The organism is Nitrosopumilaceae archaeon AB1(1) (genome assembly GCA_033471095.1).
GTDB classification, from domain to species: Archaea; Thermoproteota; Nitrososphaeria; order Nitrososphaerales; family Nitrosopumilaceae; genus Nitrosoabyssus; species Nitrosoabyssus spongiisocia.
The window spans coordinates 1,256,153-1,281,230 of record CP136752.1; the positions used below are offsets into that span (position 1 = coordinate 1,256,153).

General features: G+C 34.8%; 20 protein-coding genes. 9 read left to right on the top strand and 11 right to left on the bottom strand.

Going from position 1 to position 25,078, the window contains the following annotated elements; all coding sequences use genetic code 11:
* Positions 1–1,206, top strand: a complete 1,206-nt coding sequence (locus R1F52_07205) for a glycosyltransferase (GenBank protein WOV92880.1) — start codon at positions 1–3, stop codon at positions 1,204–1,206.
* Between the two features lie 196 nt (positions 1,207–1,402).
* Here R1F52_07205 and R1F52_07210 read toward each other — a convergent pair whose 3' ends face one another.
* The 3 genes from R1F52_07210 to R1F52_07220 are packed head-to-tail and all read right to left on the bottom strand — an operon-like array spanning position 1,403 to position 12,196.
* Positions 1,403–5,074, bottom strand: coding sequence for a SwmB domain-containing protein (locus tag R1F52_07210; protein WOV92881.1), 3,672 nt, complete (start codon positions 5,072–5,074; stop codon positions 1,403–1,405).
* Positions 5,074–11,103 carry a DUF2341 domain-containing protein gene (locus R1F52_07215; protein ID WOV92882.1) on the bottom strand — a complete coding sequence of 2,010 codons (6,030 nt, stop codon included), beginning with the start codon at positions 11,101–11,103 and terminating at the stop codon, positions 5,074–5,076. Before R1F52_07215 ends, R1F52_07210 begins: the two co-directional genes overlap by 1 nt.
* Complete coding sequence (locus R1F52_07220; protein WOV92883.1) at positions 11,039–12,196, bottom strand: DUF2341 domain-containing protein; 1,158 nt, start codon at positions 12,194–12,196, stop codon at positions 11,039–11,041. Before R1F52_07220 ends, R1F52_07215 begins: the two co-directional genes overlap by 65 nt.
* Here R1F52_07220 and R1F52_07225 point away from each other — a divergent pair.
* Together R1F52_07225 and R1F52_07230 are read left to right on the top strand one after the other, a co-directional pair.
* A complete protein-coding gene (locus R1F52_07225) occupies positions 12,162–12,473 on the top strand; it encodes a hypothetical protein (protein WOV92884.1) in 312 nt (103 codons plus the stop codon). The two genes, R1F52_07220 and R1F52_07225, sit on opposite strands and share 35 nt — an antisense overlap.
* Positions 12,474–12,524: 51 nt before the next feature.
* Positions 12,525–12,926, top strand: coding sequence for a Fic family protein (locus R1F52_07230; protein ID WOV92885.1), 402 nt, complete (start codon positions 12,525–12,527; stop codon positions 12,924–12,926).
* A 30-nt stretch (positions 12,927–12,956) separates the two neighbouring features.
* Here the strand turns inward: R1F52_07230 and R1F52_07235 are convergent, their stop codons facing one another.
* A complete protein-coding gene (locus R1F52_07235) occupies positions 12,957–13,598 on the bottom strand; it encodes a CFI-box-CTERM domain-containing protein (protein ID WOV92886.1) in 642 nt (213 codons plus the stop codon).
* Between the two features lie 407 nt (positions 13,599–14,005).
* On the opposite strand from R1F52_07235, the gene R1F52_07240 reads away from it, so the two are divergent.
* Entirely contained in the window at positions 14,006–15,163 is a 1,158-nt protein-coding gene (locus tag R1F52_07240) for a 5-(carboxyamino)imidazole ribonucleotide synthase (GenBank protein ID WOV92887.1), read from the top strand.
* A gap of 4 nt (positions 15,164–15,167) precedes the next feature.
* On the opposite strand, the gene R1F52_07245 is transcribed toward R1F52_07240, so the two are convergent.
* A complete protein-coding gene (locus R1F52_07245; protein WOV92888.1) occupies positions 15,168–16,259 on the bottom strand; it encodes a trypsin-like peptidase domain-containing protein in 1,092 nt (363 codons plus the stop codon).
* A 208-nt stretch (positions 16,260–16,467) separates the two neighbouring features.
* Between R1F52_07245 and R1F52_07250 the strand changes: the two genes are divergently transcribed.
* Positions 16,468–16,842: a DUF192 domain-containing protein gene (locus R1F52_07250; GenBank protein ID WOV92889.1), complete on the top strand. Its 375-nt coding sequence runs from the start codon at positions 16,468–16,470 to the stop codon at positions 16,840–16,842.
* Between the two features lie 41 nt (positions 16,843–16,883).
* Positions 16,884–17,645: a sulfite exporter TauE/SafE family protein gene (locus R1F52_07255; protein ID WOV92890.1), complete on the top strand. Its 762-nt coding sequence runs from the start codon at positions 16,884–16,886 to the stop codon at positions 17,643–17,645.
* Here R1F52_07255 and R1F52_07260 read toward each other — a convergent pair.
* Positions 17,642–18,025 (bottom strand): hypothetical protein, encoded by a 384-nt coding sequence (locus R1F52_07260; GenBank protein ID WOV92891.1) that lies wholly within the window; start codon positions 18,023–18,025, stop codon positions 17,642–17,644. The genes R1F52_07255 and R1F52_07260 overlap by 4 nt on opposite strands.
* A 252-nt stretch (positions 18,026–18,277) precedes the next feature.
* Here R1F52_07260 and R1F52_07265 point away from each other — a divergent pair, with 252 nt between their 5' ends.
* Entirely contained in the window at positions 18,278–18,457 is a 180-nt protein-coding gene (locus tag R1F52_07265) for a Fic family protein (GenBank protein WOV93890.1), read from the top strand.
* A 669-nt stretch (positions 18,458–19,126) separates the two neighbouring features.
* Here R1F52_07265 and R1F52_07270 read toward each other — a convergent pair.
* Positions 19,127–19,891: an adenylate/guanylate cyclase domain-containing protein gene (locus R1F52_07270; protein ID WOV92892.1), complete on the bottom strand. Its 765-nt coding sequence runs from the start codon at positions 19,889–19,891 to the stop codon at positions 19,127–19,129.
* Between the two features lie 343 nt (positions 19,892–20,234).
* On the opposite strand from R1F52_07270, the gene R1F52_07275 reads away from it, so the two are divergent.
* Complete coding sequence (locus tag R1F52_07275) at positions 20,235–21,071, top strand: hypothetical protein (protein WOV92893.1); 837 nt, start codon at positions 20,235–20,237, stop codon at positions 21,069–21,071.
* 5 nt (positions 21,072–21,076) lie between these two features.
* Complete coding sequence (ilvA, locus tag R1F52_07280; GenBank protein ID WOV92894.1) at positions 21,077–22,294, top strand: threonine ammonia-lyase; 1,218 nt, start codon at positions 21,077–21,079, stop codon at positions 22,292–22,294.
* Between the two features lie 3 nt (positions 22,295–22,297).
* On the opposite strand, the gene purE is transcribed toward ilvA, so the two are convergent.
* From purE to R1F52_07300, 4 genes are all read right to left on the bottom strand, one after another.
* The gene (purE, locus tag R1F52_07285) at positions 22,298–22,837 is read right to left on the bottom strand and encodes a 5-(carboxyamino)imidazole ribonucleotide mutase (protein WOV92895.1); all 540 of its coding nucleotides are present in this window, start codon (positions 22,835–22,837) and stop codon (positions 22,298–22,300) included.
* A 62-nt stretch (positions 22,838–22,899) separates the two neighbouring features.
* Positions 22,900–23,547, bottom strand: a complete 648-nt coding sequence (locus tag R1F52_07290) for a type 1 glutamine amidotransferase (protein WOV92896.1) — start codon at positions 23,545–23,547, stop codon at positions 22,900–22,902.
* A gap of 5 nt (positions 23,548–23,552) precedes the next feature.
* Positions 23,553–24,827, bottom strand: coding sequence for a Glu/Leu/Phe/Val dehydrogenase (locus R1F52_07295; GenBank protein ID WOV92897.1), 1,275 nt, complete (start codon positions 24,825–24,827; stop codon positions 23,553–23,555).
* A 5-nt stretch (positions 24,828–24,832) separates the two neighbouring features.
* Complete coding sequence (locus R1F52_07300) at positions 24,833–25,006, bottom strand: hypothetical protein (protein ID WOV92898.1); 174 nt, start codon at positions 25,004–25,006, stop codon at positions 24,833–24,835.
* Positions 25,007–25,078 lie beyond the last annotated feature (72 nt).

Consider the following 25,078-nt stretch of genomic DNA (forward strand, 5'->3'; position numbering starts at 1 on the left):
TTGGATGCAAATATCGTATTAGGGTATTTGATTTCAAGTATTATGATACTAGTCGGAATAGCATGGATCTCACTAATTTATGGAATATTACAATACATCTCCAAAGCTCCAAGTTTGGATAAATTTGAAAATAATTTCAAAGGTACACCACTTGTGTCGGTAATAATTCCTGCTAGAAATGAGACTGAAAATATTGCACGCTGTCTAGACTCTATGTTGGAGCAAGATTATCCAAATTATGAGGTTTTAGTAATCAATGACTCATCAGAGGATGATACAGGTGATATCATAAAAGAGTACTCTAAGAGAAGCAAAAAAATCATACACATAGATGCAGATGCTAAACCTGATGGTTGGGTTGGTAAAAATTGGGCATGTATGGAAGGGGTTCGAATAGCAAAATCAGATTTATTATTATTTACTGATGCCGATACTAGACACGCACGTAATGTAATTACACTCACAGTAAATCATCTCGAGTCCAAAGGGCTCGATGCTCTCACAGCGTTGCCAAGAATGAGAACTAGGGATTTTCTTACAAAAATTACAATGCCAATAATTTCTGTATTTCTGCATACACGATTCTCTGCATTACAGGTGAATAATCCGAAAAAAAAGATGGCATATTTTGTAGGTGGTTTTTTTATAATTCGACGTCATGTATATGAGGCAGTTGGTATGCATGAGGGAGTACGCAGTGAAATTGTAGAAGATGGAGCATTAGGCAGAAAAGTAAAGGATGCAGGGTATAAATTACTAATGGTAAAAGGAGAGCATCTAATTGATGCGTTATGGGCCAGAGATCCACCTACACTTTGGAACGCGTTGAAAAGAATAATGATTCCAATGTACCTACAAACACCAAAATTAGCAATAGGACTTGCAGTAGGTCTAGTATTTTTACTATTCTTACCATTTCCATTATTCATTTATGGAATTGTATCATTTCAGCCAGAGCCAGTAAAATTCATTATGCTCTTATCCTCAGCATTTGCTTTGATTTGTGCATATATTGGCGTAGCATTAGAGACAACAAAGGGAATGAATATTCACATAAAGTATGTAATCTTTGAGCCTCTTGGTAGTTTGATTGTAGTTGGCGGATTGATTGCAGGAATACTAAAGGCAAAAAAAAAATCATCGGTTTCATGGCGTGGAAGAACATATGATATGAGAAAATATGAGCAACAAGGAATCAGTATTTAGGTATTTTCTAGAGTACTATTCCAATTATGGAATATTTTAGTGTCTAAAAATAATGTATCTTAGTTGTAAATATTTACAACTATACATGAAATTCTACTATTTACTACTTGGCAATTCATAGACTAGTTAATAATATGAATAAATCATCATACTATTTAATTTATAAAAGATTCGAATTGTTCTCATTATGTGATTATTAGCGTTTGTAATGTAATATACGTCGTATGCCAAGTACACCACAGATTGGTATACAAATGTATACTAGCAAATTAATAAAAATTACAATCAATCCCAGATACAATATATTATCATCTGAACCGTCAGATGTGGTCAATATAGATAAACTTGAGAGCACAGGATATAGGAAAGATTGAACAATATTACGTAATAGGGGGTTTTCACGTTCAGCATCTGCAACTATTGGTGAAAATGTATAATAGATTTGGTTGAAAGATGTCATAAATGTGGAACCTGGAACTGTGTTCATCAAGGTTACATCTCGTATCTCTCTTAGTAATTGAACTTGTTGTGAAAGTTCAGTTCCATATGCTGCTGTAGCTACAAGACACCCGCCGGTTGTCATAGGATCATCAGTATCAGGTATATCATCGAGTGAAATAGGTTCTGTTATTGGTTCTACTATTGGTTCTACTACCGGTTTGATTTCTTCCAACTCTTCCTCTATTTTGGGCATTTCATCTACTACATCTACATCAATTACAGGTTCAACAGGAGGGACAAATGGAATAATAGGGTTCGGAATTGTAGTAGAAGAATCATATGTAATAGAGCCTTCAGATTGTGATACATCTATGAGTTTATGTACAGTTGAGAACGAATTGTCCGTATCAGTGCCAACTCTTACAGATATGACAGTTTCAGATAAATCAATTGATCCAACATAAACCACTCTATTTAGATATGGTTGTATAGGAGAGGGTATAGAAGTTATATCTGTTAGTTTACCATTAATTGTGGCAAAAATATTATCAGATGGTGGACCGATAACAACTTCTACTATTTTTTCAGAGTTTATAGTACTCCAAGATATTTCATAAAGCGTAAATTCAGGAGATGACACGGAAGTAGAATCACCGATGGACACACTATCAATCAGACTACCTCCGCCATTACTTCCACCAACGCTACCACCGCCACTAGAACGGATACTATTATCGCTGCCAACAGAAAGGAAAGGTATAGAAGTAGTTGTAGAGGATATATCTCTAGCAGAAACTAGACCATAGACAGTAGCATGATAAGTCCAAATTATAACATCAGATTCATGATCTATTGTACATTCACCAGAACCATTCAGTTGAGATTCAATTTGTTGTATGTCATTAGCGCTAGCACAGATTGTAGATATTAAAACAGGAGCATGATTTGGTGTCTCTTGATAATAAGGTAAGAAAGATTTACCGGCCTGATCAGTAAAAGTAATTCGTATTGGAGATGTGAAATTAATAGAGTCATCTGCCAAACCTATCAGGGTAGATGAGATAGTAGTATATTGTAGAGTAGGAGTAGGTGGAATAACAAGAGAGGCAAAGTCTAGCAATATGAAAGAAGTAGTATATTGTAGAGTAGTAGTGTTGTACATTAAAAGAGTAATATTTGTTGGAACTGCTGTATTGTCTACTCCAATGCGTAATACTGTAAGATTTGAGTTTAATGTGATATTATCTGTAGCGTTGATAAAGTGTGCTTTGATATTTTGTATATTTGGCTGAATTTGAATAAAAGCAGTAGTGTCGATATCAAAGCCAACTATTGTATCATCCTCGTGTACCAATATTGAATCAGACTGAATAGTTGGTATATTGACGAACATAGATAGGAAATTAGTGTTGTTTAATGAATCTGTAGTTGAGAAACACAATTCTGTAAATCCGGTAATTGCAATAGAGATATTCTCAGTATAACTGAAAAGTGTTGAATCACTACATTGAACTCCCAATCCATATTGCATTACAGATAGAGAATCATCATTATCCACTGCTCTGTAAGTGTGTATGGTAGTATTAGATATAGTAATGGTAGGTGCGACAGAATCATAAATTACTGACAAAACATTTGATGCAATGTTTGGTATTGAAGAGGCATTATTTGCAACATTTGCAGGTACAGATACAGTAATGTTACCATCAAAAGAAGTAGGAGGTATAAGATCAGCTGTGTAGATTGCTCCAGAGCCTGTAAAGTTGGTTACGTTTGCATTAAAGATAGTAATGTCAGAGGATACAAATCCAGTTACATCTTCACTGAAAGTAATAGTTACAGGTATAGAATCAGAATTTGTTGGAGTCGATATTGTTGTAGATATTGTCACATTTATTATAACAATATTATCAGTTGAAAGTGGAAATGAAGCATTGCCAAGTGCTGTGCCATTTAGATCAGTAATATTGTTGGATGAATTTGTGAAAGTGAGGGTTATTCCAATCTCATTTGTCAATACTGGAGTATCTAAGACTAGCTGAATTTGAGTAGGTGATGTTCTACTAGTGGAGGACACATTGGCGTTAGTGTTGGTAAATGTAAAGTCGGAATTAGGAACTGTGCCGGCGATGACTATATTTTCATTAAATGTTAGAGTAATTGTATTTCCTGCATTATTGGTAGTTGCACTAGTAATAAGAGGTGGTGTTTTGGGAATGATATTAGATATGCTTTGACCTGCAACATTACCAAGTGCTGTACCATTCAGGTCAGTAATAAAGTTGGAAGAATTGGTATAAGATAGAGTAACTCCAGTCTCATTTGCCAATACTGGAGTATCTAAGAGTAGTTGAATTTGAGTAGGTGATGTTCTACTAGTGGAGGACACATTGGCGTTAGTGTTGGTAAATGTAAAGTCGGAATTAGGAACAGTGCCGGCGATGACTATATTTTCATTAAATGTTAGAGTAATTGTATTTCCTGCACCATTGGTAGTTGCACTAGTAATAAGAGGTGGTGTTTTAGTTACGTTGTTAATTACAGAATTGTTCTCAAAGTCTGCCAATAATACACCAACGGAATTATTAATCGTACCTGGTGTTCCACTATAAGATATGGTAACTGTCTCATTTGCTAAAATTCTAGTTCCCAAAACAAGTGTAATAGTATCGTTAGTAGATGATATCTGTGATGTAGAGGTTGTAGTAGTTCCTCGGAATGTAAATTGAGAGCCTACAACATTAGAGTCAAGAGTGATGTTCTCAGAGAATAGTATGGTTATACTACCTCCATCCAAAGTTGTAGTAGCACTTACAAACATAGATGCATTTCTTGCCTCATTACGTATGTAATTGTTGAATGATTCAAGTGCAGTTCCATTACCATCTGTGATTGTAGTTGTGGTTGGAGTGTAAGACAGATTTGCGTTTTGTCCAATCAAGATGAATCCATCAAGGGTCAATAGAATCATGGAATCGTCAGATAGAACAGATGTGTCATTTACTGTAACGCCAGAAATATTTATAGTAAAATCAGAAGATGTAGAGTTTATCAGTATGACAGATTCGTCAAGAGTAAGAGTAAGGGTATTGCCTGCCTGATTTGTGACGATGTCAGTAATAGTTGGTGATGTTTTAGGTACCATGTTATTGACATTCTGATTAATCACATTGGCAAGTGCTGTACCATTCAGGTCAGTAATAAAGTTGGAAGAATTGGTATAAGATAGAGTAACTCCAGTCTCATTTGCCAATACTGTAGTATCTAAGAGTAGTTGAATTTGAGTAGGTGATGTTCTACTAGTGGAGGACACATTGGCGTTAGTGTTGGTAAATGTAAAGTCGGAATTAGGAACAGTGCCGGCGATGACTATATTTTCATTAAATGTTAGAGTAATTGTATTTCCTGCATTATTGGTAGTTGACACTAGTAATAAGTAGGTGGTGTTTTAGTTACGTTGTTAATTACAGAATTGTTCTCAAAGTCTGCCAATAATACACCAACGGAATTATTAATCGTACCTGGTGTTCCACTATAAGATATGGTAACTGTCTCATTTGCTAAAATTCTAGTTCCCAAAACAAGTGTAATAGTATCGTTAGTAGATGATATCTGTGATGTAGAGGTTGTAGTAGTTCCTCGGAATGTAAATTGAGAGCCTACAACATTAGAGTCAAGAGTGATGTTCTCAGAGAATAGTATGGTTATACTACCTCCATCCAAAGTTGTAGTAGCACTTACAAACATAGATGCATTTCTTGCCTCATTACGTATGTAATTGTTGAATGATTCAAGTGCAGTTCCATTACCATCTGTGATTGTAGTTGTGGTTGGAGTGTAAGACAGATTTGCGTTTTGTCCAATCAAGATGAATCCATCAAGGGTCAATAGAATCATGGAATCGTCAGATAGAACAGATGTGTCATTTACTGTAACGCCAGAAATATTTATAGTAAAATCAGAAGATGTAGAGTTTATCAGTATGACAGATTCGTCAAGAGTAAGAGTAAGGGTATTGCCTGCCTGATTTGTGACGATGTCAGTAATAGTTGGTGGTGTTTTAGGTACCATGTTATTGACATTCTGATTAATCACATTGGCAAGTGCTGTACCATTCAGGTCAGTAATAAAGTTGGAAGAATTGGTATAAGATAGAGTAACTCCAGTCTCATTTGCCAATACTGGAGTATCTAAGAGTAGTTGAATTTGAGTAGGTGATGTTCTACTAGTGGAGGACACATTGGCGTTAGTGTTGGTAAATGTAAAGTCAGAATTAGGAACAGTGCCGGCGATGACTATATTTTCATTAAATGTTAGAGTAATTGTATTTCCTGCACCATTGGTAGTTGCACTAGTAATAAGAGGTGGTGTTTTAGTTACGTTGTTAATTACAGAATTGTTCTCAAAGTCTGCCAATAATACACCAACGGAATTATTAATCGTACCTGGTGTTCCACTATAAGATATGGTAACTGTCTCATTTGCTAAAATTCTAGTTCCCAAAACAAGTGTAATAGTATCGTTAGTAGATGATATCTGTGATGTAGAGGTTGTAGTAGTTCCTCGGAATGTAAATTGAGAGCCTACAACATTAGAGTCAAGAGTGATGTTCTCAGAGAATAGTATGGTTATACTACCTCCATCCAAAGTTGTAGTAGCACTTACAAACATAGATGCATTTCTTGCCTCATTACGTATGTAATTGTTGAATGATTCAAGTGCAGTTCCATTACCATCTGTGATTGTAGTTGTGGTTGGAGTGTAAGACAGATTTGCGTTTTGTCCAATCAAGATGAATCCATCAAGGGTCAATAGAATCATGGAATCGTCAGATAGAATAGATGTGTCATTTACTGTAACGCCAGAAATATTTATAGTAAAATCAGAAGATGTAGAGTTTATCAGTATGACAGATTCGTCAAGAGTAAGAGTAAGGGTATTGCCTGCCTGATTTGTGACGATGTCAGTAATAGTTGGTGGTGTTTTAGGTACCATGTTATTGACATTCTGATTAATCACATTGGCAAGTGCTGTACCATTCAGGTCAGTAATAAAGTTGGAAGAATTGGTATAAGATAGAGTAACTCCAGTCTCATTTGCCAATACTGTAGTATCTAAGAGTAGTTGAATTTGAGTAGGTGATGTTCTACTAGTGGAGGACACATTGGCGTTAGTGTTGGTAAATGTAAAGTCGGAATTAGGAACAGTGCCGGCGATGACTATATTTTCATTAAATGTTAGAGTAATGGTATTGCCTGCCTGATTTGTGACGATATCAGTAATAGTTGGTGGTGTTTTAGTTACGTTGTTAATTACAGAATTGTTCTCAAAGTCTGCCAATAATACACCAACGGAATTATTAATCGTACCTGGTGTTCCACTATAAGATATGGTAACTGTCTCATTTGCTAAAATTCTAGTTCCCAAAACAAGTGTAATAGTATCGTTAGTAGATGATATCTGTGATGTAGAGGTTGTAGTAGTTCCTCGGAATGTAAATTGAGAGCCTACAACATTAGAGTCAAGAGTGATGTTCTCAGAGAATAGTATGGTTATACTACCTCCATCCAAAGTTGTAGTAGCACTTACAAACATAGATGCATTTCTTGCCTCATTACGTATGTAATTGTTGAATGATTCAAGTGCAGTTCCATTACCATCTGTGATTGTAGTTGTGGTTGGAGTGTAAGACAGATTTGCATTTTGTCCAATCAAGATGAATCCATCAAGGGTCAATAGAATCATGGAATCGTCAGATAGAATAGATGTGTCATTTACTGTAACGCCAGAAATATTTATAGTAAAATCAGAAGATGTAGAGTTTATCAGTATGACAGATTCGTCAAGAGTAAGAGTAATGGTATTGCCTGCCTGATTTGTGACGATGTCAGTAATAGTTGGTGGTGTTTTAGGTACCATGTTATTGACATTCTGATTAATCACATTACCAAGTGCTGTACCATTCAGGTCAGTAATAAAGTTGGAAGAATTGGTATAAGATAGAGTAACTCCAGTCTCATTTGCCAATACTGTAGTATCTAAGAGTAGTTGAATTTGAGTAGGTGATGTTCTACTAGTGGAGGACACATTGGCGTTAGTGTTGGTAAATGTAAAGTCGGAATTAGGAACAGTGCCGGCGATGACTATATTTTCATTAAATGTTAGAGTAATTGTATTTCCTGCACCATTGGTAGTTGCACTAGTAATAAGAGGTGGTGTTTGTGGAATGTTGTTATTCACAGGTTGATTCACAAAGTTTTCTAGTGTTATGTCTGTACTTTGAGTAGAGTTTATTCCACCACTAGTTTTATTATATGAGAGAGTGATGGTTTCATTTGCCAAGAGATTCCCGCTTAAATTCAGAGTAATTGAAGAGGAGTTTGATGTTATGCTATCTATTGTAGCAGATGTACCAGTAAGAGTAAAGTCAGTAGTAGGAATAACCGAATAGGTAATGTTTTCATTAAAAGTAATTATAATGTTATCACCTTGTGTATTGGTAATAGCAGAAGTTATCACCACACTTCTATCTTCAGGTGCAGATATAGTAAAGAAAGTAGAAGGAGAGTTTTGATTTGCATACTCTGTTGCAATCCAGTCTGCAGAGCGAGCAGTAGATGATAGTCGGAATTCATCGAATCTACCATCAAAGTATTGATCACGTATCCAATTGGATCTTCCGATATAGTTTGATGCTCTAATCACATCATCAGATGTATGCACAAAACTACTATTAATTGAGATAGCATTTTTGTAGATAGTTGCTATACCTGATGATTCATGTACAACTGTAAAGTATGCCCATTGACTTATCTGCAAAACATTATTAACTGGGATACCATCAGAGATGGAACCCTGTCGCACATCATATATCAAATTCGTGCTAAATGGATAGATAGCAAATAGAATATTGTCTTGTCCCGGACCATTGCCAAAATCAACGATTCTAGCCCAACTTTTAATGGCATCAATATTTGCCCATGCCGAGATGGTAAAGTCTGTATTGTTGAATAGACTACCTGCCAAGTCTGGAAGATCAAGATAATCTCCGCTGTTGTTGTCTACTCCATCAAAGTTTAGTCCATTACCAATTTGTGCAGATACTAAATCATTAGAATTAAAGTTAGCAGAGCCTGCAGATAGTGGTGTTGCGTGACAATCATTCCCTGATGAGTCTAGAGTAGTGTTTGCACTAAAAGTGGATTGATTCATGTGATAAATTATTTCATAGTCTGAATCCCAAACATTAGGATATGCAATAGATGACGCTGTTGAGACATTATAATACATGTAGAGTATGGTATCACTGGTACTGCTCAAAGTAGGTAGACGAACCCAAGCTACTAGTGTACCGGTAGTAGCATCATTAGTAAATGATTCAATTTCATGCTCTAAGAGGGTATTGCCATCAGTAGTAGTGAATCTTATATCTTGTCCAGCAGATTGAACAGTTGTAGAATTGAGATTTATATCATTTATTGATATTAAAACTGTGAAATTTTCATGATTTCCAATTACTTGAGATGAATTTATGGTGATTTGTAGTCTTGTATTCCAAGAGGCACCTAGTGATTCTTGAACGATTACAACTCTATTCACTTGAATGGCATCAATTCCTACTGAATTAGTAGAGTCGTAGGTGATGGTATAGGTGCCCGCAGTATTTGTATCTACAGTGTCACCGCCAATGACTATTGTAGAGTTGTCATTAGTGGTGGCGCCTTGTTCAGAGTAGGATGAGTAAATTTCTACATAAACGATATCATTACCATTCAGTGTGATTACTGGGCGAGTAATTTCAAAAACAATTACAGTTCTACTCACTTGGGTAGCATTTCCTGCCGAATTTGTAGAGTCGTAAGTGATGGTATAGTTACCCAAGGTATCAGGATTTACAGTGTCACCACCAATGACTATAGGAGAGCCATCATGAGCAGTGGCGTTTTGTTCAGAGTAGGATGTGCCTTGCTCTACGTAAACAGTAGCATTACCATTCAGTCTAATAATTGGTACATATATGATGGTATAATTTAGTGTCACAGCAACTATATAATTATTTGAATCATCTGTGATGTAAGGTTCCGAAAATTCCGAAACAGATAAATTATTGTTAATGCTAACAGTTGGTTGAATTAAAATTAAACCGTCAGAGAACGTTGATTGATAAGTTACAACCACAGTAGGATTGTTTGTATAATTAAAAGTAGTAGTACCATTTAAGGGAGCGGATCCAGATATCGTAAATGCTTCTGAATTAGATATAGTTACATTTTCACTAAATGTAATGGTTAGAGTATGCGTTATAGTATTATAAATCGGTGTACCAACGATTGTTGGGGGAGTAGTGTCACGAACGATTACAGTTCTACTCACTTGGGTAGCATTTCCTGCCGAATTTGTAGAGTCGTAAGTGATGGTATAGTTACCCAAGGTATCAGGATTTACAGTGTCACCACCAATGACTATAGCAGAGCCATCATGAGTAGTGGCGTTTTGTTCAGAGTAGGATGTGCCTTGCTCTACGTAAACAGTAGCATTACCATTCAGTCTAATAATTGGTACATATATGATGGTATAATTTAGTGTCACAGCAGCTATATAATTATTTGAATCATCTGTGATGTAAGGTTCCGAAAATTCCGAAACAGATAAATTATTGTTAATGCTAACAGTTGGTTGAATTAAAATTAAACCGTCAGAGAACGTTGATTGATAAGTTACAACCACAGTAGGATTGTTTGTATAATTAAAAGTAGTAGTACCATTTAAGGGAGCGGATCCAGATATCGTAAATGCTTCTGAATTAGATATAGTTACATTTTCACTAAATGTAATGGTTAGAGTATGCGTTATAGTATTATAAATCGGTGTACCAACGATTGTTGGGGGAGTAGTGTCACGAACGATTACAGTTCTACTCACTTGGGTAGCATTTCCTGCCGAATTTGTAGAGTCGTAAGTGATGGTATAGTTACCCAAGGTATCAGGATTTACAGTGTCACCACCAATGACTATAGGAGAGCCATCATCAGTAGTGGCGTTTTGTTCAGAGTAGGATGTGCCTTGCTCTACGTAAACAGTGGCATTACCATTCAGTATGATGATTGGAGTGGTTTTAGGTACAACAGTAGCTCCAGATATATCCTGTACTCCAGATACATTAAAGAAAGTAGAAGGAGAGTTTTGATTTGCATACTCTGTTGCAATCCAGTCTGCAGAGCGAGCAGTAGATGATAGTCGGAATTCATCGAATTTACCATCAAAGTATTGATCACTTTCCCAATTGGACCTTCCGATATAGTTTGATGCTCTATTCACATCAAGAGATGTATGTACGGTATTACTAGTAATTGAGGCGCCATTTTTGTAGATAGTTGCTATACCTGATGATTCATGTACCAGCTGTAAAGTATGCCCATTGACTTGTCTGCAAAACATTACTAGCTGTGATACCATCAAAGCTGGAACCCTGTCGCACATCATATCTCAAATCTTGGCTAGATGGAATGATGGCAAATAGAATATTGTTATCTGCCGGACCATTGCCAAAATCAACGATTCTAGCCCAACTTTTAAGGGCATCAATATTTGTCCATGCCGAGATGGTAAAGTCTGTATTGTAGAATAGACTACTTGCCAAGTCTGGAAGATCAAGGTAATCTCCGTTGTTGTTGGCTACTCCATCAAAGTTTAGTCCATTACCAATTTGTGCAGATACTAAATCATTAGAATTAAAGGCAGTAGAGCCTGCAAATAGTGGTGTTGCGTGACAATCATTCCCTGATGAGTCTAGGGTAGAGTTTGCAGTAAAAGTGGATTGATTCATGTGATAAATTATTTCATAGTCTGAATCCCACGCGTCAAGGGTCAGTCCAAGAGTCGCATTTGAATTATTATAATACATGTAGAGTATAGTATCAGAATCATCAGTCAGAGTCGGTAGTTTAACCCATGCTACAATAGTACCAAAAGTAGCATTGTTTGAGAAATATTCAATCTCATGCTCTAGGAGGACAAATCCATCATTAGTAGTAAATCGAATATCTTGTCCAGCAGACTGAACGTTTGTAGAGTTGAGATTGGGATCATTTTGTATATTTATCAAAACTGTGAAATTTGTATGATTTCCAGTTACTTGATTAGAATCAATAGTAATTCTTTGTCTGCTAGACCAGTCAGTACCAAGTGCAGATGGTGGTATATTATTTATCACATTTTGATTAGTAAATGATGCAATAGAAATATTATTTAAATCTGTAATTTGATTTACACCACTTGTGTAAGAGAGAGTTATCATATTATCAAATTCCAATATTGGAGGATCAAGAATTAATTCTAGTTGTGTAGATGATGGATTATTTATATTCGTTATATTAGCACCAGTACTGAATAATGTAAAGGAGGAGACAGGAGTAAGACTGTTAAAAATAATACTTGCATTAAATGTCAGAGTAACTACACTACCATCTAAATTAGTGGATGCGTTTGTTATCTCAGAAATTTGAGCAGATGCATTGACTGGTAAAAGAGAAGCAAGTGAAAGTATCAATAAAAGCAGAACAGGAATAATTGAGATATTTAAGTATTTACTGGCATACATACTAACACAATTAAAAATTGATATTGAACTTATAAAAAACTTTCCATATAATGTAAAAATAAAAATGTATTCACAAAGAATGATTGGTTCAAGCTTGACATTTATTGAAACTGTTGAGCTTGTTGTGATAAAATCACCCCTACACGAAAATCACAATTTGAGATGTTTGAAACACAAAGTTGTTTTCAACTATCCAACACTATTTTTAAACGGAAAAAAAAATTAACGTTTTCTCTTTTAAAAATGTGGCATAAAAAAATGTATAAAAAAACACAAAATGAATAGTGGCGTTTTACGTGATTATATGCTTAAAACTATAGGAAGTAAGCAAAAACCATTACATTACAAAAAGATAGAAAAGGCAATGAAGAGTTATTTTGATTGGTATTCACAAAAAAAAGATTTGCATCCAGTATTATTTGCTGGACTTGCATATCAAAAATTTACCACAATATCTCCCTTTGGATATGGGAATGAGGTAATAGCAAGATTGGTTATGAATGTAATATTGAATAATAATAATAATTATTATCCTATGTTAGATATTGATATCAGAGATAAATCAGTGTGTCTTAAAGCCAATGAAAAGGCACAAATGACAAAAAATGAGGTATATTTTCTTCAATGGTTTGTAAAATATTATATTAAAAAAATATCAAAGGATTATGATATAGAATAATGTGTAGCAAAATAGTTTAGTATTTTAAAATTACAAGTTGGTAATCACATTCATAATTTTTTCGAATCTAAATGTGATGAAAATTGGCAATACTAGATACATCAACAAATTTAGAACAATGATGGCCAAACCTATTGTAAATATATTTTCAGTTGAATCATCACTCAAGTTCAATAGTGAAATACTAGACAATAATGGACTGAGGAAAATTTGTAACGTATTACGTAATAGGGGATTTTCACGTTCAGCATTTGCAACTATTGGTAAAAATGTATAATAGATTTGGTTAAAAGATATCATAAATGTGGAACCTGGAACTGTGTTCATCAAGGTTACATCTCGTATCTCTCTTAGTAGTTGAACTTGTTGTGAAAGTTCAGTTCCATATACTGCCGTCACTACAAGACACCCACCGGTTGTCATAGGATCATCAGTATCAGGCATATCATCGAGTGAAATAGATTCTATTATTTGTTCTACTACCAGTTTGATTTCTTCCAATTCTTCCTCTATTTTGAGCATTTCATCTACTAAATCTTCTTTAGTAGTAGATTCAACAGTAGGAACAGATGGAATGATAGGGTTTGAAATCAGAGGGAGGTTATATGTAATAGAGCATTCAGGTTGTGAAACATTTATGATTTTGTGTACAGTTGAAAACAAATTATTCATATCCGTGCCAATTCTTACAGATATGAAAGTTTCAGATAAATCAATTGAACCGACATAACCATTCTATTTTTAAAAGGTTGTACGGGAGAAGGTGTAGAATTCACATCTGTTAGTTTACCATTAATTATGACAAATATTTCCAGATGGAGGACTGGTAATAATCTCTATTAATTTTTCAGAGTTTATAGTACTCTAAGATATTCTGTAAACAATAAGACAAGTCTATGAGCCACTAGCAGAGATCTAGTCTTGAGGATATTTTGTGTACGATGTGTTGCTCTGTAATGTGTAATGTCGGTACAATCTAAAATGTATGAGACATGAAGAGATGTTGAGATCATAAGATTGACAGGTTTAGAAAGGTGTTAGAGGCAATATTTTTTATTGACTAGTTTTTCAATCACATCATGAGTGATATTATAATTCCAAAAACATTAGGAATCATAGGAGGTGGACAGTTGGGATTAATGTTAGCCGAGGCGGCCAACAATTTACCAGAGTATATCAAAAAAATAATTGTACTAGACCCAACAAAAAATTGTCCTGCAACACAGACTGGGGCAAGACAGATTCAAGCACAATACTCTGATAAAGAGGCACTAACAAGGCTTGCAGATGAATCAGATATTATCACTTTTGAGATCGAATCAGGAGACGCACAAATTCTAGAATCATTAAAGGATAGAACCCAAGTACAGCCACCACCCGGTACATTAGCAATTATTCAAGACAAATTATTACAAAAACAGTTTTTGAAAAAATCAAATTTACCAGTACCCAATTTTACAAAAATAGAGTCATTAAATGATCTAAAGGAAAAAATAAAGCAGTTTAATTATCCTGCATTATTAAAGACTTGTAGATATGGATATGATGGGCGTGGTAATCAAAAAATTTCAGATGAATCACAACTGCATATGGCTTTTGAAAAATTTGCAAATACACCAACCATGCTTGAAGAGTATGTAGAATTTGATTTAGAGGTATCAATAATTGCTGCACGAAATACCAAAGGGCAAATTTGTACATACCCACTAGTAGAAAACATACACAAAGATAACATACTACGTACAACCATCGCTCCTGCCAGAGTGGCAGATACAATAAAGGAAAAAGCAGAATCCATAGCACAGCACACCATGAATGTGTTAAAAGGTGCAGGAGTGTTTGGAATTGAAATGTTTGTCAAAGGAGATAAAATACTCATTAATGAGATTGCACCACGCGTGCACAACTCGGGGCACCATACACTTCAGTCTTGTAAGGTATCACAGTTCGAACAGCATCTAAGGGCAATCATGGGACTAGATATGAATGGTAGCGAATTGAAAAAAGGAGCAGTAATGTCAAATATACTTGGAACAGATAGATTCACAGGCAAGTATGAATCAGTAGTAATTAATGAAAAAGATGTATTTTTAAAAATGTACAACAAGGTCGAGTCTAAACCATTACGGAAATTAGGTCATTTTACAGTTACAGGTGATAAAACAAATATCGAAGAGTTGATAAAATACGCAGATGTGATTCATTCAAAAATAAATCTCAAACAAGTAAAAGACTAGATTATCATCTAGGGCGTGATTCTAACAAGAGAGTAACTGTATGTATCATACCATCTCGCAATATACTCAAAGTCATTTCATCGCCCACCGATTTTTCACGTTGCAGATATACCAAAATATCAGAGATCTTACGCACAGGGGCATCATCTATACTTAAAATTATATCGCCACCAATTTTATATTCAGTATAGTCATGCTCTATTGTTGTACTAAAACCACGAATCCCACTCTGNTCAGCTGGTCCATCTTTAATTACTTGTTGCACTAGAAAACCTCGAGTGCCATCTAATTGTAGTATTTGTGATAAAGTAAAGTCAATATCTACACCAGAGATTCCAACCCAAGGATGCTCATATGTTCCATGATTTATCAAAAAAGGAGCAATTTTTTCAAGTGTGTTGGATGGAATTGCAAATCCTACACCAGAAAAATCACCGGTTGCAGAATGAATCGCAGTTGTGATTCCAACTACCTCGCCTTTGGTATTAAACATTGGTCCGCCAGAGTTGCCACGGTTTATTGCAGCATCAATTTGAATTACATCAGGGGTAGAGAATCCAGTACGCTCCTGTAACAATAATCGTCCAATCTGACTTACTATTCCTGAAGACAGTGAACCGGACAGCCCATATGGATTACCAATTGTTACAATAGACTCTCCAACTAGGAGTTTGTCTGAATCACCAATAGGTAAATTATATAATGGAGATACATTGGAGGGAATTTTTAATATAGCAAGGTCTGTGTGTTTGTCAAATCCAACAACTTTAGCCTCAAGGGACACACCATCAACAAATACAACCACTACTGAATCTGCACCCTCAATTACATGATAATTGGTAACTATATGCCCCCTGACATCATAAATAAATCCTGAGCCAATGGTTCCATTTTGTGTGAAATTTACAATACGTGATGTAACAATTTGTACAACTCCGTGTTCAGAGATTTCAAATATTTTAGATGGTGTAAGGGAATCCTCAGTATACACAACATCACTTTGCAGAGGCAACACATTGGAAAACGGGATTACGAGAATTATTATCAGACTGGCAATACCAATTAACGCACCTGGAATAAAGATAAATTTGTCCACTATCTGTATCAGCAGATTCGTTTCTATAACTGTATTGAAATAGAAAAATATACACTACTTTAATACTAGAGAAAAAGCAGTATTGAGTATGGCCACACGTGCTCAGACGTTAATTCCAATATTTATTGCAGCAGTAATTGTTGGCATAATTGGCATACTCACAATACCAAGTGACAGTAAACTAGAGTGAACAGAGTTTCCGATTGGAATGATCTCCATTAATGATAAAATTATTAGTGTACAAATCGCTGACAATAAACCAAGACAGGCACGTGGTTTGATGTTTCAAGAACAGTTAGAGTATGATGAGGGAATGTTTTTTGTCTTTGACAAATTGGAAAATCATAACATCTGGATGCCAAATATGCAATTTCCAATAGACATAATGTGGTTGGATGATGATGGTCGAATAATAGATATAGAAAAAGATGTTCCAGCGTGCAAAACTGCACTTGAGACCCTCACGTGTCCAGAGTACGGGGATGACAGCCTTGACTCAAAGTATGTCCTAGAGGTCACAGCAGGGTTTGTAGAGAAATTTGCTATAAGTATAGGGGAAATAGTAGATATCATATCTATCTAATAATCACAACCTTTTAGTTTGAAAATAATTAGTCTAATCTAATGATCGAGATACATCTTTGGCTCATTCCACTAGGATTCATAGGTGGATTCATAGGATCAATCATAGGATTGGGAGGAGGAATCATTATTGTTCCAGTATTAATCATATCAGGATTCAATCCTGCTCTTGCTGCAAGTAGTAGTCTATTTGCAACGTGCAGTAATGCCATAGCATCAACAATATCTTACTCGCGAGTATTTTCAATAGATTATAAATTAGGATTACGTTTTGCATTGTTGGCAATAGTTGGCACCATACTTGGAGCATATGCATCTACATACATACAAAGTGAAGAGTATAGAATTTTACTTTTAATACTATTATTCATATCTAGTGGATATATTTTAATTGGTAAAAAACTAACCTCTGCTAAAAAATTAGATGATAGAGTTGTACTATTACTAAGTGTTGTAATTAGCATATTTGCAGGAATAATATCAAGTTTCTTTGGAATAGGAGGAGGAATTATATTTATGCCATTTTTGCTAGTAGCATTCAGTTTCAACATGAATAAAGCAACTGCAGTATCACAATTTGCTCTTGTAATAATTTCAATCTCTGGAATAATTGTACACAGTTTACTTGGTACTCCAGAGTTGATTTACGGTATTTTACTTGCGTTAGGTGCGTTTGCAGGCGGAATGTTCGGTGCCAGATTAGCAGTTAGAATTCAAGATAAAAATTTGAGAATATTTGGATTTTTAGTTATTGTGTCAGCCGGGTTGTACATAATATTTGATTCAATTAATGTAAAATATTAATTAGATTTTTGTGTAAATAAAGAGATCATGTTTAAGCCTTTTTCAGTTATAGAATAGAGAGGTTGTGATTTTATTTTATCATGTTGTATAAAGTTGTAAGATAGACACATGTGAAGATAGTTTAGAAAAGAATGTTTCATACGAATTTTTGAGCCAGCGTAGAGTTGGGTGAATGTTGTAGGACCATTCTGTAAATAATAGAGCAATTTCAATACGGTAAGCATGCTAAAATCACGAGTACGTGCACGTAGTGCGTCTAGGACCATTTTATCTTTAGATATTATAAAGTCATCGAATTGCTCTACCATGTCTAAAGGCAGATAAGTCAGTCTTGATCTCATACCGTACTGTACAGTATTATACTTTATTAACTTTGTCATTATTAATTCCCCATCAAGTTAAGAGGTTGGCATATAGTAAAATATATGATTAAACAAAAATTCACCATAATCTTAAATTATGTATGCTTTTGTATATATTCATGACCGTAGACGAACGTACGAAAACAATAGAAGAGTTTATGGAAAAACTCTTAAAAAAGAACAAAATAGTATTTGAAAGATTAGATAAAATTTGACTACTGATATAACAAAACAAAATATTTTAGATATACATAATTCGATTATAAAACGATTCAATATTTCCAGTGGGATAATCAAAAAGGACTATTAGATTCCATTGTTAAACGACCAAATCTTAAAATTGATAATGAATTTATGTATGATAATATATTTTTAAAAGCATCCTGTATTCTTGAAGGTATAATACGTTGGCACCCATTTGCAGATGGTAATAAAAGACATCTCTTGTAGCAACAATATTTTATCTTAATCAAAATGGGCATGGTTTTGCACTAGCATTAAATGCAGTACGATATACTATAACAATTACAAAAAATGAAAAAATTGACAAGTACACATAATATGATTAAAGAGATATCCACATGGTTGCAAAATCATTCTGCGAAAACTCAGGATCAAATGAGAGCATGAATTTTCATTTATATTGTCATACCATATAAAATTTATGGGTTTTCATATAAAATTGGATTTAAGAAATATATAGAAAATAAAATATCATATTGGTTGGCATTGGATATTTATCCAGAATACAAAAATGAGGTTGACGATATTATGAAATTTATTAATGATACTCTACTAGACAGTATTAGTAGATTTGATGATAAATCATGTATCTTAATTTAATCTAGTGTATGTCTGTGATACTAGTATTATACATTAAAGTTCAAAACTCAAAAAATGAATCTCAGTTTATGAACAATAGTCAAAGATATAGTAGGATATCACTAGAAATAAAAATATAGAAACAAAAGGTATGCTAAAATGATAAAATTTTACCTGATCATTAACTCTTATGAATATCAACTTAAAACTTGACAGAACCTCATGATTTTAACCATCGTCAAACAGCGGTGTATGGTGAACATTGGACAGGACTGATTTATCACATCTAGTCATGAATCATCGACTAGCAACATATCTGTAGACAGGATATAGTTCTCTACTGCTCTTAGAGTGGTATCTCCAAGTATTGCTCTCAATTTCCACCTTGTGAAATAATTTTTTAGTAGAGGAGATTGTCTGATTATACGCATCACCGCCAATTAATATTTCTCCAGATTTTGCAATTCCTTGGATTTTTGCAGATATGTTCATAGTAGGGCCAATTATATCCACAAATGAATTTTGATGATCCGCCCCATATCTTACGATAATATTTTGTCCATAATCTATTCCAATTTTTATTCGTAATTCAGGATAATCATACTGACTCAAAATTGGATTAATACCCTCTTTCATTGTGTGACTCATAGAAAGAGCACATCCAATAGAGCGGGCAGTAAATGATTCAGATGAATCATTATCAACAAAATATCCAATAACAGCGTCACCAACAAATTTCAAAACATATCCCCCATGATGATTAATTACATATGCCATTTCTTGTGCAAATGAACTTATAATTATTGCAAGTTTATCTTCTGGCAGTTCTAATGCCATATTAGTAGAATCTACCAAGTCAACATACAAGACTGCCATCTTTGTTTTACTGAATACATGTTCACGCAGATATTGATCAGACTTGTCAGCAACACGTGAATATTCATATCCTTTCTTCAACGCAGACCAGATACGTTTTTGAGTCTGAAGTGCCATATCGGTCAGATCAATTTTTTTATCTGATGAACTATTCAACAGTATATCCATTATATCATTTTGTGACAATTATCAACCACTCAACACACGTATATTAAATGAATCATTTAGTATTTGACATTTGTGTATATAGAGAATCATGTCTGGTTGGAAATTACTCTACAAGATATTTCGTAAATTGACTCAGATTCACCACATATATTCTAGATTTAGACTCTTTACACGGCACGATGTATAGAATACTGCCAATTATACAAGAACAGGTAATTTTCCAATAAATGATATTTAGATTTTAAAAAAATCTAGACAAATTCAAGGTGGGCAGTAGTGAAAGGAATATGACAGTATGATGAAAAAATTTACTATATAATAGATACAAAAGTTTTTTTAATTTAACGATATAGCAGATATTATGCGAATAGACACAAATGATAAAAACCAAAATTCAAATTTGAGTGCACAAAATGAATCAGTAATTCAAAGATACAAGAGTAAATTAGAGAAATTAACAGTAATGACTCCAATGACAGTTATGCTAGGGGATAACACATTAACAAAACAAGATACGTTTAGACCAGATGAAGTGGTAGAGTATTTTAATAATGTAACAGCAAAATTGCCAGATTGGGACATACAAGAAACAACACAGACACGAGATAAAGACTTGCGTAGAATATTCACTAAATTTCAAATTAGGGAAGACGATTATAGGTTATCGTGTCATCTATCGATTCAGTTTCACGTTTTATTATATTACAAAGTAGACAAGTCAGTTGCAGAGTATCAAAAGAGGCTAGAGAAAATAACAAAAGATATTGGTGATTCTGAAGAGAAATATGCCCAAATTAGTGATGCTTTAGTGAAAGATAAATTAAACAAGCAAGGTATGGATGAGATTAAAGAAGATCAGCTCTTTGAGATGTTATTTAAAGACACAGAGTTGCAAGAGAGTTTGGAGAATGATATTAAAAAATTGGCAGGAGACAAGTTGAATAATTTAATCAGGGAAAGAAAAGAAGTACTAGATGGTTTGGACAGACTACTTGTAGAGACATATCAGACCACCAGTGTACTCATCGATGAGAATAGACTAGTAGCCGGAGAGGAGGGCATTTTATATACGCTTGATCAGGATATAATGAAGAATGAGCAGTGGCACGGAATGATAGAGTCAAAAGACATTTCAGAAAAGAATTACAATGCTCTGTCAGATAGGATAAAAGAGATATACAATGCATTAGAGGTTTAAATTAGTTGAAAGAAAATACAGTCAATTATCAGGACGTACTAGATGCACAAGCACAACAAAATCACATAATTAGAAAAACACCACTTGTGCGTTCATCTGCATTCAGTAGAATTTTAGATGCAGAAATTTATTTCAAATCAGAGTTTCTGCAAAGAACTGGTTCGTTTAAAATAAGAGGAGCATACTTTAAGATACAATCCCTTAGTGTAAAGAAAAAAAACAAGGGGGTAATTACAGCATCAGCTGGAAATCACGGACAGGGGGTTGCCCTTGCCGCATCATTAGAGAAGATCAGATGTACCGTAATCATGCCAAAATCTGCATCTCCGGCAAAGATATCTGCAACAAGAGAGTATGGGGCCACTGTAATACTAGAAGGATCAAATTATGAAGAGTCTTGGATGTATGCAAAAAAGTTGGCAGGTAAAACCCAAGCTACTATAATTCATGCGTATGATGATTCCAGTATAATTGCCGGACAGGGCGTAGTAGGATTAGAGATATTAGAGCAACTCGATGACATAGATGAGATTTATGTACCAGTTGGNGGNGGAGGGCTACTAGCAGGTGTACTAGTTGCGATTAAAACAAAGAGACCTGATATCAAGATTATCGGTGTACAGTCTAAATCTCATCCATCAATGAAAAAATCACTAGACGTAAAATCACATAAAAAAATCCCAGGTAAACGTACAATCGCCGATGGTATAGCTGTAAGTAATCCAGGCATTCAGACATTTAACATTATCAAAAAATTGGTAGACAAGATAGTACTAGTAGGAGAAGAGGATATGATAAAGGCCATGTTTCTATTAATGGAGAGATCAAAAATCATTGTTGAGCCTGCCGGAGTGGTAGGGGTGGCATATCTACTAAAGAATAGGCCAAGATCTAAAAAGAAAATCGTAGTAATATTATCTGGTGGCAATATAGACATGTATCTTTTAGGTCAGATAGTAGACAAGGGGCTTGCCACTATGGGACGATTAATGAAAATTTCAGTACTGCTACCAGACGAAGCAGGCGGATTGAAGAAATTGGTGGACGAAATCACTAGTCTCAATGCAAATATTGTAGAGGTAGTACACGATAGATTAAGTTTTGATGTTTATGCCGGTTCCGTAGGGGTTACACTTAGTCTTGAGATGGAAGGAAAGGAGCAATCTGGAAAATTAATTCAGCATCTAAAAAATAAAAATATTAAATTTAAGATGATGACATGACTTTTATTTATTGAAATCAGATAGCCCAGAACTTTGTAGTCTAGTGGACTCTTCAACTACAGAGTCAAACCTAGAAGTCACATATTTATTTAATTTTTCAGCCAAGGATGCAGATTCTATTCCAAGTATTCGTAATGCAAACAGACCAGCATTTGCAGATTTATTTATTCCAACTGTTGCAACAGGTGAACCGGTTGGCATTTCAGATATTGATAAAAGTGAGTCTAGCCCACCGAATGCAGATGTGGTCTTTTCAGAATGTTTGTCATTGTAAATTAGTATTGGCACACCAATAACTGGAATTACAGTATGAGAGGATATCATTCCTGGCAAGTGTGCAGCACCACCGGCTCCGGCAATTATTACTTTGATATTGTTTTTTTGAGCAAATTCAACATATTGTGGAATCCTAGTAGGTGTTCTGTGTGCAGATATTATCTGATCATCGTGTTTAACATCAAATTCATCTAATATTACAGCTGCCTCTTTCATTATTCTAGCATCAGAGCTAGAACCCATTATTATTCCAACTTGGAATCCCATACTGAATCAACACATAGATGATTTTTAACCATATCTACAAAATAGGATACACAACTAGTAAACTATTTTACTAGTAGTGATTTGAAATTCTCATAAAAACTATTCATGTTTGACTTTAATTTTTCTGCAAAAATTTTCTCATCAGGCTCTAGATTACAATCTAGCCATTTTTGCACAAGGGGAATATCAGCTTCTAGGTGAAATTGCAGTCCCACCACACTCCCCAATTGAAAGGCCTGATTAGGATATGTTTGAGATGAGACCAAGAGTTTGGCACCAATAGGTAGATTAAATGTGTCATGATGCCAGTGAAACGCAACAAAAGGATCGTCAAATCTAGAAAATAGAGTGTTTTTCCCCAAAGGTGTCGGACATAGATTATCATAGTAACCAAACTCTAAAGACTTGCCACGATACACTTTGGAGTCAAATGCTCTAGCTGCTAGTTGAGATCCAAGACATATTCCCAGTACAGGTTTTTTCAATTTTGCATAGATACGTATTAAATCAATTTCTTCTCTCAGATAGGAAAGTGTATCATTTGCATTTTGTGGAGATCCCAGAATTATCAACATGTCATAATTATCATCACAAATCTCATCACACCATGCACAAAGTGTGGTGATTGAATAACTATCATTTCTCAAAAGTGTTTCTAGTGTACCCAAAGTCTCATTTGGGCTATTCTGTAAAACAAGTACACTTGACAAACCCGTCAGGGCCAAATATTTCGAAGATTAAAGGCTTCAACTACACGTTCAACTGCCAATACCATGGCAGCTTTACGCATATCAATTTTATATTTTTTTGATAATTTCAAAGTATCATTAAATCCACGAGTAATGTTTTTCTGCATTTTTTTTGCAACCTCATCAAATTCCCAATAATACCCCATATTATTTTGAACCCACTCTAAATAAGATATACAAACACCACCAGAATTTGCCAAGATATCAGGGACAACAATTATACCCTTTTTGTAAATGATTGGATCTGCCTGAGGAAGAGTTGGACCGTTTGCCGCCTCACCAATAATTTTACACTTTAATTGTGATGCAATCTTTGGTGTGATTTGATTCTCAAGTGCAGCTGGAATCAATATATCACATTTTGTAGTTAATAGTGTGTCAGTGGAGATTTTGACACTTCCAGGAAATCCAACAACCGTCCCCTTTTTCTCCTTGTATTTCATCAAGGTATTTACCTTGAATCCTTTTTTTACTAAAATTGAACCCTTTGAATCACTAGCTGCTATAACCTTTGCTCCCATTTTTTCTAGATACACACCTGCATATGTGGCAGCATTTCCAAAACCTTGCAATACAATAGTTGCACCCTTGAGTTTTAATTTTTTAGTCTTTGCAGCTTCACGTACACAATAGGCAACGCCAAGACCAGTTGCAACATTTCTAGCAAGTGAGCCTCCCAATAGTATTGGTTTGCCAGTAATTACGCCTAGTTGATTAGTAATACCATTTAGTTTTCCAAACGTATCCATTATTTGTGTCATCTCTTTACCAGTCGTGTATACATCAGGTGCAGGAATATCTTTTTGTGGGCCAATAATTTCAGATATTTGAAATGCAAAACGACGAGTAAGACGTTCCATTTCAGCAGCACTTAGTTTTTCTTTTTTAGGATTCACAAACACGCCTCCTTTACCGCCGCCTAATGGTACATCTACAACGGCACATTTCCAAGTCATCCATGCAGATAGGGCCATTACTTCACGTTCCATATACTCAATTCCACCTTGTGGATCAAAGAATCGAATTCCACCTTTGTATGGACCACGATCGTTATTATGTTGACTACGAAATCCAGTAAATACACGAATCTTTCCATCATCCATACGAACAGGAATCTTTACTCGCAGTACTTTGTTTGGAATTGCCAGATAGTCTCTCAACCCTTTGTCTTTAATTTTTAAAATATCACAGGCATCATACAATTGCTTTGTGGCATTCTTGAATGGATCGTTTATTATCAAGAATTTTAATGGAATGATATTGTATTTAAGTATTTTTCACTATGATTATTAACAATTAACTCATTGCCACTAGTACCAAGTTTATTTGGTGTGGATTTTACAGATATGTCACATAAATAGTCGGCAAATATCTCAGATTGAGTTTTTAAATTAATAGTATCAGATTCGTCATATTGCATATATCAAATATTTGATTTTTTTCCATCACATCATTGTGGTCAAAATTAGGTTTGAGTGAAATGATTTTATGT